The organism is Robertmurraya phoenicis (assembly GCF_047302285.1).
Classification (GTDB): Bacteria; Bacillota; Bacilli; order Bacillales; family Cytobacillaceae; genus Robertmurraya.
The window spans coordinates 2,983,831-2,997,360 of the sequence record NZ_CP154845.1 but is presented as its reverse complement, the minus strand read 5'-3'; the positions used below and the strand labels follow the sequence as shown (position 1 = coordinate 2,997,360).

Here is a 13,530-nt window from a genome sequence, read left to right as displayed (position 1 = left end):
CAAAAATATATTTGGAGGGGAATATGGATACAGTTCATGAATTAGCGGCAAATCTTGTACAAATGCAGAAGGAAATTGAGAAGGGGGGAGCGCCGAAATACCATGAGAAATTAAAATCTCAAAATAAGCTCTTTGTTCGCAAAAGACTGGAATTGCTTTTTGATGATGGGAAGTATGAAGAGGATGGTAAATTTGCCAATTGTGAAGATGGCCATTTACCTGCTGATGGGGTTGTAACAGCTATCGGCCAAATAAATGGCCAAACGATATGTGTGATGGCAAACGATTCAACCGTAAAGGCAGGATCGTGGGGAGCGAGAACGGTCGAGAAAATTATACGAATTCAAGAAGTAGCTGAAAAGCTAAAAGTTCCTTTGTTTTATCTAGTTGATTCAGCGGGAGCGAGAATTACAGACCAATTGGAAATGTTTCCGAACAGGCGAGGAGCAGGGAGAATTTTTCACAATCAAATTAAGCTTTCGGGAATGGTCCCACAGGTCTGTCTTTTGTTTGGACCTTCAGCGGCGGGGGGCGCTTATATCCCTGCCTTTTGTGATATCGTCATCATGGTCGACAAGAACGCTTCTATGTATTTAGGATCACCAAGAATGGCTGAAAAAGTGATCGGGGAGAAAGTCACCCTGGAAGAAATGGGAGGAGCGAGAATGCATTGTACTGTCAGTGGCTGTGGTGATATTCTTGCATCTAATGAAGAAGAAGCCATTCAGTCAGCAAGAATGTATTTATCGTATTTTCCTGCAAATTATCAACAAAAAACAAGGATTGAAAAGTCGCTTCTGCCAAAGGAAGGTAGACAGCTTGAAGAAATCATACCATTAAATCAAAACGCTCCCTTTAATATGTATGATTGTATTGAGTCGATCATAGATGAGGGGAGTTTCTTTGAAATTAAAAAACTTTTTGCAGCGGAACTCATTACTGGGTTAGCAAGAATAGACGGAAGACCGGTTGGGATTATCGCTAACCAACCGAAAGTAAAGGGTGGAGTGCTTTTGGTTGATTCAGCTGATAAAGGGGCTAAGTTTATTCAGCTCTGTGATGCATTCCATATTCCCTTACTTTTTCTCGCTGATGTTCCAGGTTTTATGATAGGAACGAAAGTGGAGAGAGCGGGGATTATCCGCCATGGAGCAAAACTAATCGCAGCGATGAGTTCAGCTACAGTTCCAAAAATTTCGGTGATTGTCAGAAAAGCGTATGGAGCGGGCCTCTATGCAATGGCAGGTCCAGCATTTGAGCCAGATTACTGTGTCGCTCTTCCGACTGCTCAAATTGCAGTCATGGGCCCAGAAGCGGCTGTCAATGCAGTTTACTCAAATAAAATAAATGAGATCGTTGATCCAAAAGAAAAGCTCGCTTTTATCGAGGCAAAACAACAAGAATATAAAGAACAGATCAATATTTTTAAGCTTGCCTCAGAGCTGATTGTCGATGACATCGTTGCCCCTTCTCAATTAAGAAAATCACTCATTAATCGACTGACTATTTATGAGAAGAAGGATGTAAAGTTGAACGAAAAGAAGCATCCTGTGTACCCAGTCTAGGCAAATAAGTAGAACTGTGTGAAAGCTTAAAAAAATTTTTAGGCTTTCTTTTTTTGTCTTGTTAATCTTGTACAATTAATTTTTCGTGGAAAAACAACAAAATCTGAGAAAATAGACCTTGTCTTTGGTAAAATATGAATAGGTTTAAAAAGATGATTAATGAGGCGATAGAATGAGAGTTGCCATTATTGGCGGAGGGGCTATAGGTCTTTTGTTTTCCTACCATTTAAAGAAGGAGCACGATGTCGTTCTATACGTTCGAAGACAATCGCAAAAAGCTGAAATAGAAGCAAAAGGGATTGTTGTAAGGAAACGGGAGGATTCTTTTCATACATATTTAGATGTAAAGGGATTTGGAGAATGGGAAAAAGACGCTCCTTTTGATCTTGTCATCGTTTGTGTAAAACAATATCAGCTCCAAACTGTGCTTGAAAAAATAAGCTTATCGACAGAACAGACCGTTCTATTTATTCAAAATGGAATGGGACATCTAAAAATCATTGACCAGTATAAGTTAGAGCATGTTCTAGTTGGTTCGGTTGAACACGGTGCTTATCGTGAGAACGATCAAATTGTTTATCATACAGGAGAAGGTCAAACAAAAATAGCAGTCTATCAAGGTTGGAACCAAGAAATCATTCGTGAGCTAATGGGTAGTACTGTAAAGAAATTTCCATTTTCTTTCGAAGATGACTATAAAAAGATGTTGCAAAAAAAACTCGTTGCCAATGCGGTGATTAATCCGCTTACTGCTCTTTTAGAGGTGCAAAATGGTATGCTTTTAGATAATCCTCATTACTATCAAGCCTTTACTACTCTATTTAAAGAGATTAGCAACATATTAGTGCTTGAAGAAGAACAACTATATTTTGAAAATGTAAAGCGAATTTGTCGAAATACGGCCCATAATCAGTCCTCCATGCTGAAAGATTTGCACGCGGGACGAGAGACAGAGGTCGAGGCTATTTTAGGTTACTTAATAGATGAAGCAGAGAAGAAGAATATTCACGCCCCACTCATAACCACTTTTTTTCATCTCATTAAAGGGAGTGAAGTGGAGGGAGGAGGAAAGTAAGATGTCAAATGTCTTTTCAAATGTTGCGGCAGCACTTATCACCATTCCTATCTTAGGGTATATCATTATTTTTGTTATATGTAAGCAAGCGACAAAACAACATCGTCGAGCCGTTCAGATGGCATTGGATGGGAGCACGGTATTATTTATGATTTCTGTTCATTATTTAATTATGACCATTTGGAATAAATCATTTTTGTGGTTAATATTGATCCTCATTCTTTTAATAGGGGTGTTAGTTGTCTTTCTACATTGGAAGGTGAAAGAAGAAATCGATTATCATAAAGTATTCCGAGGTTTTTGGCGTTTTAATTTCCTTGTTTTCTTCTCTGCATATACCGTTTTATTAATCATCGGGATTGTACGCAGCATTTCTAACGCGATTTCATGAACGGTAGGCTAGTCCCTATCAAACTTCAGGTCCCCTCTGTGCGATAAGTCAATCACGATTCGCTAACGCTCATCGGATTTCCTTTATCTCCTTCGAGGCCCTTCCAGTTTGTACGGGCCTTAACAAGCCGCCTCCACTTTTCGTATAAGCAAAGTTTTTTTATTTGTGGTTATTCAGTGATATACTCATACGTAGTAAATTGTTGCTTAGAAAGGAAGTACATAAATGGAGATGATGAATCTCAATCTCCCAGCTACGAATAAGTTTGCTACGGCTTACTATAATGGGACTGACGAGGTAAAGAATTTTTTTCATTATCAATATCAAAATCCCTCTCATTACCAAAAAAGGTTGGAGGAATTGTCCAAGCGTTCGTTTATGAGGCAGGAGTTGGCGGGTCATATTGAAGAGTTTATGAAGCCATTTCCAAGCTCGGATAAAGTATTCGAATCGATAGCAAAGTTAAAGGACAATAATAGTGTTGTCGTCATCGGTGGACAACAGGCTGGAATTTTAACGGGTCCCTTATATTCTATACATAAAGTGATTTCAATCATTTCCTTCGCCAAGCAGAAGGAAAAAGAACTAGGAGTTCCTGTAGTCCCTTTATTTTGGATTGCTGGTGAGGATCACGATTACGCAGAAGTAAACCATGTATACTTAGAGAATCGAAATCAATTGGAAAAATGGGTGTATCCAAGCAAAGTGTTAGATAAAAGAATGGTTACGGACTGTATTCTGAATAAAGAGGTCTGTCAATCATGGATAGAAGCTGTGATTGAAACCTTCGGAGAAACAAACCACACGAACCATTTACTTGAGTTTTCTAAAAAGGCTGTGGAAAACTCAGAAACGTTTGTTGACATTTTCGCTTATATCGTCATGGAATTGTTCAAGGAACAAGGATTATTACTTGTCGATTCAGGAAATCGAAAGCTGCGACAACTAGAAAAGGAAATATTAGTTGAGCAAATTAACAATGCTGTAACGATTACTTCTGCAGTAGAAAATGAACAGACTGAACTTGCTAAAAAAGGATTTTCGAGAACAATCGAGCTTTCAGATAAGGCTGCAAACTTGTTTTACTATGATGAAGAACATTTTGAGAGAGTGCTCCTTGAATTTGACGAGGAAGCGAACGTTTTTGTTGGAAAGGATGGCACAATTTCTTTCACGAAGGAAGAATTGCTTACGATTGCCAGTGAACAGCCTGAAAAAATGAGTAATAATGTGGTGACAAGACCACTCATGCAAGAAAAACTGTTTCCAACATTAGCTTTTATAGCTGGACCAGGGGAAATATCTTATTGGGCGGAATTGAAGAGTGCGTTTGAAGTCTTCGACATGAAAATGCCGCCGATCATTCCGAGAATCAATATTACTCTTTTAGAGAGAGAAATTGAATCAAGTATGAATGATTGGAAATTTGACTTACTGGATATTATACAGAGTGGTGTTTCCGAACATAAAAAGTCATTTTTAGAATCTGTCAAAGATACGAGTTTTGAGCATTTATTCTCTGAAACGAAAGAACAACTAACTAAAAATTATTCAGCAATTAAAAAGCAGACAGAAAAGGAGTATAAAGGTCTCCTACCTCTGTTAAAGAAAAATGAATCGATTCTGTTGAACCAAATTGGGTTTATGGAAGAAAAAATCGAAGAAGCATTGCTTTTAAAGCATGACACAGCCATAAAGCAACTTGATCATATCGACTATTCTATTAGGCCATTTGGTGGACCGCAGGAGAGAATGTGGAATATTTATTATTTCTTAAATAAATACGGATTAGATTTTGTGGAGCGATTATCAGAGCTCTCCTTTGAATTTGATGGGACACATAAAATCGTAAAAATATAAGAGATAAATAAAAAAAGACTTTATCTTAAGATAAAGTCTTTTTTCTATCTAGTAAAACCTTCCTATTTTCATTAAATAGGAAGGTTTTTTTAATCGAATAAAGAATTTTATAAATTAAGGTGGAGGAAAGTGGGGGATTGTGGTACATTTAGGTTAGAGAGTGGGGGTAGTGGGTATGTTTATGGGTGAATACCATCATAATGTTGATACGAAGGGTCGTCTTATCGTGCCCGCCAAGTTTCGTGATCATTTAGGCGAAACCTTTGTTTTGACACGAGGCCTAGATCAATGTTTATTTGGTTACCCGCTATCTGAATGGTCCCTTATTGAAGAAAAATTAAAAGGATTACCATTAACGAAAAAAGATGCCCGCGCGTTTACTCGATTTTTCTTTTCAGGTGCCACTGAATGTGAACTTGATAAACAAGGAAGGATCAACATTTCTTCCCCATTGATGCAATACGCAAAACTAGATAAAGAATGTGTTGTGTTAGGTGTTTCCAATCGAATTGAGATATGGAGTAAGGATCTTTGGGAAGACTATTTTTCAGAGTCAGAAGAATCTTTTGCAGAGATTGCAGAAAATATGATTGGATTTGATATTTAATTTCGATCACACATAGCATCAAAAATTATTAACTCCTAAGTCTTACGATTGGAAAGGTGGACAAGCATGTTTGAGCATACAACAGTGTTATTACATGAAACGGTAGATGGACTAAATATTAACCCAGACGGAATATATGTCGATTGTACGATGGGGGGAGCAGGACATAGTTCACTTATCCTCTCAAAGCTTTCGTCAAAGGGAAAGCTGTACGCCTTTGACCAGGATGATATCGCCATTGCCAATGCTAAAGAAAAGTTGGCCCAATATGGTGAGCAGATTACGATCATTAAAAGCAATTTCCTATATTTAAAAGAAGAGCTTGCCAAAAGAGGAGTCGATCAGGTAGACGGAATTTTGTATGACCTTGGAGTTTCGTCCCCGCAACTAGATACTCCAGAAAGAGGATTTAGTTACCACCACGACGCCCCACTTGATATGAGAATGGATCAAGAAGCACCTATTTCTGCTTATGATGTAGTGAATGAATGGAGTTTCAATGATCTATTACGAATTTTCCACCGTTATGGAGAAGAAAAATTCTCAAAACAAATTGCTCGTAAAATTGAAGCAGCCAGGGAAAATAAACCAATTGAAACGACAGGGGAACTTGTCGATATTATTAAGGATGCAATTCCTGCACCGGCTAGAAGAAAGGGTGGACATCCAGCAAAACGGATTTTCCAAGCGATTCGTATTGCCGTCAATGATGAATTAGGAGTATTCGAGAAATCACTCCAGCAAGCCATCGAAATATTAGCTCCAGGTGGGAGGATTAGTGTGATCACTTTCCATTCCTTAGAGGATCGAATTTGTAAAGTGACCTTTAAGAAAGCAAGTGAGATACCAGATTTACCTCATGGACTTCCGATTATCCCAGATGAGTACAAGCCTGTATTAAAGCTCGTTACAAGAAAACCCATTTTACCAACAGAAGAAGAGTTGGAAGAAAATAATCGGGCTAGATCAGCAAAATTAAGAATTGCTGAAAAGCTATAGCCTTTAGTGAATATCCAAATCCAAGGAGGGAAAAGAATGGGAAATTTAGCAAGGAAGCTTCAACAAGAACAACAACAGAAACAGGTGCAAGCACCGAAAATCGTACGAAAAAATAGATTGGGTTTCTCTCCTGGTGAGAAAATATTAGGGGTAGTATTTTGTGCGGCTCTTTGCATTGGTGCTGTTCAAATTATTTCAAATCAAGCGTCCATATACGAAATTAACAAAGATATCCAAGTGACTTCAGCATCGATCGAGTCCCAACAAAAAGTGAACGCGGATCTGACCATGCAAGTAGAGGAACTGAGTACATATGAAAGAATATGGGCAAAAGCAAAAGAACTTGGTTTGAAGTTAAACGAAAATAACGTCAAGGTTGTGCAAGGGCAATGATTAGGAAACAGCCAAATATGAATGTAGGAGCAGCAATTTTATTTATTTTATTTTGCCTGCTCTTTTTTGTCTTAATATTTCGCTTCGTCTCTATTCAAGTAACAGGAGAAGCTGCTGGGCAACCGTTGGCAGCGAAGGCACAGCAGATCTATAACAAGAATGGGGTATTAGAGGCGAAAAGAGGAACGATTTATGATCGAAATGGAGAAGTAATCGCAGAAGATACTTCTTCGTACACGGTGGTTGCGATTTTAGATGAAAGCATGAAACCAAATTACGTTTCCGATAAAGAAAAAACCGCCAGAGAGCTAGCAAAATATCTCGATTTGTCAGAATCAGAGATTCTAAGAATTTTATCAAAGGAAGGTTTATTCCAGGTTGAATTTGGTCGAGCTGGAAAAGATATTCCTCTACAAACGAAGCAAGAGATAGAAGAATTGAAATTACCGGGTATCACTTTTGTTAGAGAATCCAAACGTTTTTATCCAAATGGTGTGTTTTCGTCTCATTTAATTGGGTATGTGGATACGAAAGAAGGAGAGACGATACCAGTCGGACAATTAGGACTTGAAAAATCCTTAAATGAGATCCTGACAGGGGAAAATGGTTCTATTAACTATTCAAGTGATTTATGGGGATATATTCTCCCTGATAGTGAACAAAAAATTACTCCAGCCAAAGATGGTCAAGATGTTTATTTAACTTTAGATAAGAAAATCCAAACATTTTTGGAGGATGCGTTAAATCAAGCTGATGAACAATATAAGCCTGCAAAAATGGTTGCCCTTGTCGCAGACCCCAAAACAGGTGATATTTTGGCCATGGGGCAAAGACCTACCTTTCATCCAAAAACGCGAGAGGGTATTGAGAAAACATGGTTGAATGAAGCGGTTGAAGTATCATATGAACCAGGATCAACGATGAAGATTTTTACCCTTGCAGCAGCCCTTGAAGAGCAAGTGTTAAATCTAAATGAACAATATCAGTCTGGTTCATATAAACCTACGAAAAATTCCGATGCAATTCGAGATCATAACAAAGTCGGTTGGGGACCTATCACATATTTAGAGGGTTTTCAGCGATCTTCAAACGTAGCTATTGCGAAAATTGTTCAAGAAAAGCTCGGTTTCGATACGTATCGTGAGTACTTAACAAAGTTTGGTTTCGAAGATCCAACAGGAATTGAGCTCCCTAATGAAACAGGAGGGAAAATTGTTTACAATTATCCACTTGATAAAGTAACAACAGGTTATGGTCAAGGGACAGCGATTACACCGCTACAACAAATCCAGGCAGCAACAGCTATTGCCGGTGATGGCAGAATGTTAAAGCCGCAAATTATTGATCGAGTGGTCGATCCAACGTCGAATAAGACCGTCAAAAAGTCAGAGCCAGAAGTGGTAGGCAATCCAATATCTGAGGGAACAGCAAAAAAAGTGCGGGAAATTATGGAAACGGTTATCACTTCTCCTAAAGGAACTGGATATGAGAGATATAACATAGAAGGCTATGATATTGCTGGAAAAACAGGAACGGCAAACTTAACGCAAAATGGTGTATATCTTCATGGGAAAAATGATTATGTATTTTCTTTTATGGGAATGGCGCCAGCAGATGATCCAGAGTTAATTGTCTACGTCATGGTTCAGCAACCACAAATCGATAATTCTTCTGATGGATATAAACCAGTTTCCTTGATTTTCAAACAGGTGATGCAAAATAGTCTCCAGTATTTAAGCATTCAGCCCACTGAAGTGGAAGCTTCAAAGACGATCGAGATTCCAAATGTATTGGGTCGCAGTGTTGAGAATGGTGTGAGCGCACTTCAAGATCTAGGTGTTAATGCGGTAGTCCTAGGAAATGGTTCCGAAATTGTGAACCAGCTCCCTGCAAAAGGACAACCGCTGTTAGAAGGTGAAAAGGTAATCGTGCAAACAAATGGTGAAATAACACTACCTGATATGTTAGGTTGGTCACTGAGAGATGTCATGAAGGTGGCGAATTTAGCAAAGCTTCAATTAAATATAACGGGTAGTGGTTATGTGAGCCAGCAAAATTTAGCAGCAGGTACAAGATTAAAAGAAGGGGATTACCTAGTTGTTCAACTACAGACTCCTGATACGAAAGAAGAAGTCGCTGACGTGGAGGAAGAAGAGGAACTACTTCCTAAAGGTGGATGAAAGAATAGCTAGATACAAGCACTTTAACAATTTGGTGCGTTCCAGGCTGTAGACAAAATTTGTTTACAGTCTTTTCTATTGTTAAAAATATGCGGAGAATTTCCGGTTGAAAAAGGTGTTTTTATGAAAGTCAGGTATAATACGAATTATAAGTAATAAATGAATTACTTAAAAAGGTGGGGTGGATATGGGAAGGACTATTTTATTTGATGGTGAGTGCAATTTTTGCGACCAAAGCGTACAATTTATCATCAAAAGAGACCCAGATGGTGTCTTTAAGTTTGCTTCGTTGCAAAGCGATATCGGGAAAAAGTTATTGAATAATTATAACGCTTCAAGTGAGATAGATAGTTTTGTTCTTATAGAGGGTGAACAATGTTATTTTAAATCATCGGCAGCTCTTCGTGTTTGTAAGAACTTAAAAGGAGCGTGGAAGTTACTGTATTTCCTATTAGTTATCCCGAAACCTTTAAGAGATTTCTTTTATGGAATGATCGCTAAAAATAGATATAAATGGTTCGGGAAAAAAGACAGTTGTATGTTACCATCTCCAGAAGAAAGAAAACGGTTCTTATAATATCGAATTATCAACTCAGCTGCCAGAAGAATTGGCCACCTGCTTGTGTGAAAATCAACGGATTTTAACCGCAATTCCATCTAAATATGACAAAAAGACAATCTAGAACGCACCTTAACAATTGGTTCGTTCTATTTGTTTTTGTACAAGCATATATTTGAACGAGCCAAACATAAGGGAGGTTCGTTCGATATGCGAGTTTCGAATGTAACAGTTAGAAAAAGGTTAACAATTGCATTGCTTGCTGGTTTTCTCATTTTTTTTATCATTGATATCAGGCTTGGTTATGTCCAATTTTTTCTTGGAGATTGGTTAACCGATGGGGCTGAAAATTTATGGAGCCGTGAAATTCCATTTGAACCTGATCGTGGAGAGATTGTTGATAGAAATGGTGTAGCACTAGCAACTAATATGAGTGCGCCTACGGTTTATGTGTTTCCAAGACAAGTGAAGGATCCGGCTGAAACAGCAGAAAAGTTGGCGGCTGTCTTGAAGGCTTCTAAAGAAAAGATATACAAACAGATAACAGAGAAAAGTTTAAATGTGCGATTATCTGAGGGGAGAAAAATTTCAAATGAAAAGGCAGCTGAAGTGCGAAATCTTGATCTCGCAGGTGTTTATATTGGTAAAGATTCAAAGAGATATTATCCGTTTGGGGAATATTTATCACATGTATTAGGATTTACAGGCATTGACAATCAAGGTTTGATGGGGCTTGAACTGTATTATGATGAACAGTTAAAAGGGAAAAGGGGTTCTGTCGAGTTCTATGCCGATGCAAAGCATAATCGTATGAACGACAAAGCTGATGATTACCAAGCGCCAGTAGATGGCCTTGACTTGAAATTAACGATTGATTCAAAAGTGCAAAGCATTATCGAGAGAGAACTTGACATAGCGGAGGCTACCTATAATCCAGATGGAGCGATTGCGATTGCGATGGATCCGAATACGGGAGAAATATTAGGGATGTCCAGTAGGCCAAGTTTTAACCCAACCAATTTTCAAGATGTTGCCCCTGAAGTATATAATCGAAATTTGCCGGTTTGGAGTACATATGAGCCAGGTTCTACTTTTAAGATTATTACCTTAGCAGCGGCACTTGAAGAAGGGAAAGTCGATTTAGAAAAGGATCATTTTCATGATTCAGGTTCTATAAAGGTGAACGGTTCGACTCTTCATTGTTGGAAAAGAGGAGGGCATGGAAGCCAAACCTTCTTAGAGGTCGTGCAAAATTCTTGTAACCCAGGGTTCGTAGAATTGGGACAAAGATTAGGGAAAGAGACGCTTTTTAAATATATCAAAGATTTCGGATTTGGGGAGAAAACAGGTATTGATTTACAAGGAGAAGGAAAAGGGATTCTCTTTAACCTAGATCGGGTAGGACCTGTTGAGCTAGCGACTACGGCTTTTGGTCAGGGGGTTTCGGTGACACCAATCCAACAGGTTACGGCACTGTCTGCTGCAATTAATGGAGGAACTCTCTACACTCCATATATAGCAAAAGAGTTAGTTGATCCAGTTAGTGGAGATGTCGTCATGAAAACCTCTCCAACAGCGAAAAGAAAAGTCATCTCAGAGGAAACGTCAAAAGAGATTAGACATGCCCTTGAAACAGTTGTCGCACAAGGGACAGGAGGAAAAGCGTTCGTTGAAGGATATCGAGTAGGTGGAAAAACTGGAACTGCCCAAAAAGTGAAAGATGGCCGCTATATGGAGAACAATCACATTGTTTCCTTCATTGGCTTTGCACCTGCAGATGATCCGCAATTAGTTGTTTATGTTGCAGTCGATAACCCAAAAGGGACGCTTCAGTTCGGGGGCACCGTTGCCGCACCTATTGTTGGAAATATTATGGGCGATAGCTTGAGAGCTATCGGAGTAGAGCCACGTGAAGATCAAATTGATAAGGTTAGAAAGGGTTGGGAAGACCCTGTTATGATTGAGGTACCAGATATGGTCGGGATGAAGAAAAAAGATATTAGAGAGATTTTTGTGAATTTCAAAATTGATGCCAGTGGAGAAGGTGAGACAGTCGTTAAGCAAACACCACAAGGCGGTATAAAGTTGAAGGAAGGATCGACAATCAGACTGTATTTTGATGATCCGGAAACAGAGGATAAAGAAGAATAATGAAGGCGGGAGGCAGAGTATAATTCGCCTCTCGCTTTTTTCGTATAACTCAAAATTTTAGCTATTATTTCAAAACAGAACAATATCCTGAGAAAAAATAGCGAAATGTTTGGTTTTCATGTAAAATAAAAAGCGCGAGTTTTTGAAAGAGTACTCTCGAAGGCATCCATCAAAAAGCGTACACATCTTAGACCAAAAAGGATCCCACACATAAAAGCAAGGCGTCCGTACCTTTAAGAGAGGATATGATCAATTTGAATTTACATACTTTACTTAAGAGTCTTCATTTCATTAATTGTGAGAATGTCGATAATCCTGAAATTGATTCAATCGAAAATGACAATCGTAAAGTCGTAAAAGGCAGTCTTTTTATTTGTATAAAAGGATATACAGTGGACGGTCATGATTACGCTGAATCAGCTGTGCAGCAAGGGGCAGTTGCCGTCTTGGCTGAAAAACCATTATCTTTAGCAGTTCCGGTTATTGTCGTAGAAAGTACAAAACGAGCAATGGCTGTATTATCTGATGCATTTTATGGTCAACCTAGTCATAAACTTCATATGATAGGAATTACGGGTACAAATGGGAAGACAACAACAAGTCATCTCATCGAAAAGATACTTTCTGATGCAAACCAGCAAACTGGCTTAATTGGAACGATGTATACGAAAATAGGTTCTAAGCAAATAGAAACGAAAAACACGACGCCAGAAAGTTTGACTTTGCAAAAGACATTTAAGCAAATGGTCGAGGCTGGTGTACAAACGGCAGTAATGGAAGTTTCTTCACACGCTCTAGTTGAAGGCCGAGTCCATGGAACGGACTTTAATGTTGCCGTATTTACGAATTTGACACAGGATCATCTCGATTATCATCATACGATGGATGAATACAAAAGAGCAAAAAGCTTATTATTTTCTCAATTGGGTAATACATATCATTTGCATAATCCCAAATTTGCTGTTCTAAACGTGGATGATGAAGCCAGTCAAATGTTCATCGAGAGTACAAGTGGCCATGTGCTAACTTATGGTATCGATAAAGACGCCAATCTTCGAGCCACTAACATTCAAATCACTTCACAAGGGACAGAGTTTGAATTAAAAAGTCCTTTTGGAATTTACAAGGTCACCATGAGTTTAATCGGGAAATTTAGTGTTTATAATGCTCTTGCTAGTATCGGGGCAGCGATTTGCTCGGGAATTTCAATCGAAAATGCGATTACGTCCATTCAAACCATAAAAGGAGTAGCAGGACGCTTTGAATTAGTCGATGCTGGTCAAGATTTTACAGTAATTGTAGATTATGCTCATACACCTGATAGTTTAGAGAATGTGTTGAAAACGATCAAGGAGTTCGCACAAAACAAGACTTCTGTCGTTGTTGGTTGCGGGGGAGATAGGGACCGAACGAAGCGACCGATTATGGCAAAGGTTGCTTGTGATTACAGTGACCGCTCCATCTTCACTTCTGATAATCCACGAAGTGAAGATCCCGAACAAATTTTAAAGGATATGGAAGCAGGGGTTACTGGCCAATCCTTTGAGGTGTTGGTTGATCGTAAAAAAGCAATATATCATGCGATCGAAATGGCTGAACCAGGTGATGTTATCCTGATTGCAGGAAAAGGTCATGAAACCTACCAGTTAATCGGTGCTAAAGTTTTTGATTTTGATGACCGTGAAGTAGCTAAAGAAGCAATTAAACAACTGCAAAAAAGTTAAGGTCTACAGTGTATAGAAGGACAGCC

11 protein-coding genes are annotated in these 13,530 nt (G+C 38.7%); all 11 read left to right on the top strand.

Annotation, left to right across the window (positions count from 1 at the left end; genetic code table 11):
* Positions 1 to 23: 23 nt before the first annotated feature.
* The 11 genes from AA0X71_RS14960 (at position 24) to AA0X71_RS14910 (ending at position 13,504) form a co-directional block, all read left to right on the top strand.
* Positions 24 to 1,565 (top strand): acyl-CoA carboxylase subunit beta, encoded by a 1,542-nt coding sequence (locus AA0X71_RS14960; protein WP_413356100.1) that lies wholly within the window; start codon positions 24 to 26, stop codon positions 1,563 to 1,565.
* 172 nt (positions 1,566 to 1,737) lie between these two features.
* On the top strand, positions 1,738 to 2,640 hold the full coding sequence (locus AA0X71_RS14955) for a 2-dehydropantoate 2-reductase (protein ID WP_413356099.1): 903 nt from the start codon (positions 1,738 to 1,740) through the stop codon (positions 2,638 to 2,640).
* 1 nt (position 2,641) lies between these two features.
* Positions 2,642 to 3,031, top strand: a complete 390-nt coding sequence (locus AA0X71_RS14950) for a DUF3397 domain-containing protein (protein WP_413356098.1) — start codon at positions 2,642 to 2,644, stop codon at positions 3,029 to 3,031.
* Positions 3,032 to 3,256: 225 nt separating this feature from the next.
* Positions 3,257 to 4,891, top strand: coding sequence for a bacillithiol biosynthesis cysteine-adding enzyme BshC (gene bshC / locus AA0X71_RS14945; RefSeq protein WP_413356097.1), 1,635 nt, complete (start codon positions 3,257 to 3,259; stop codon positions 4,889 to 4,891).
* Between the two features lie 175 nt (positions 4,892 to 5,066).
* Positions 5,067 to 5,498 (top strand): division/cell wall cluster transcriptional repressor MraZ, encoded by a 432-nt coding sequence (gene mraZ, locus AA0X71_RS14940; protein ID WP_019152887.1) that lies wholly within the window; start codon positions 5,067 to 5,069, stop codon positions 5,496 to 5,498.
* A 66-nt stretch (positions 5,499 to 5,564) separates the two neighbouring features.
* The gene (gene rsmH, locus AA0X71_RS14935) at positions 5,565 to 6,497 is read left to right on the top strand and encodes a 16S rRNA (cytosine(1402)-N(4))-methyltransferase RsmH (protein WP_413356096.1); all 933 of its coding nucleotides are present in this window, start codon (positions 5,565 to 5,567) and stop codon (positions 6,495 to 6,497) included.
* Positions 6,498 to 6,533: 36 nt separating this feature from the next.
* Entirely contained in the window at positions 6,534 to 6,890 is a 357-nt protein-coding gene (gene ftsL, locus AA0X71_RS14930; RefSeq protein ID WP_413356095.1) for a cell division protein FtsL, read from the top strand.
* Positions 6,887 to 9,070, top strand: coding sequence for a penicillin-binding protein (locus tag AA0X71_RS14925; RefSeq protein WP_413356094.1), 2,184 nt, complete (start codon positions 6,887 to 6,889; stop codon positions 9,068 to 9,070). The genes ftsL and AA0X71_RS14925 overlap by 4 nt, the downstream gene beginning before the upstream one ends.
* A gap of 187 nt (positions 9,071 to 9,257) precedes the next feature.
* Positions 9,258 to 9,647, top strand: a complete 390-nt coding sequence (locus AA0X71_RS14920; RefSeq protein WP_413356093.1) for a thiol-disulfide oxidoreductase DCC family protein — start codon at positions 9,258 to 9,260, stop codon at positions 9,645 to 9,647.
* A gap of 192 nt (positions 9,648 to 9,839) precedes the next feature.
* Positions 9,840 to 11,780, top strand: coding sequence for a stage V sporulation protein D (locus AA0X71_RS14915; RefSeq protein ID WP_413356092.1), 1,941 nt, complete (start codon positions 9,840 to 9,842; stop codon positions 11,778 to 11,780).
* Positions 11,781 to 12,034: 254 nt separating this feature from the next.
* Positions 12,035 to 13,504, top strand: a complete 1,470-nt coding sequence (locus AA0X71_RS14910) for a UDP-N-acetylmuramoyl-L-alanyl-D-glutamate--2,6-diaminopimelate ligase (RefSeq protein WP_413356091.1) — start codon at positions 12,035 to 12,037, stop codon at positions 13,502 to 13,504.
* Positions 13,505 to 13,530 lie beyond the last annotated feature (26 nt).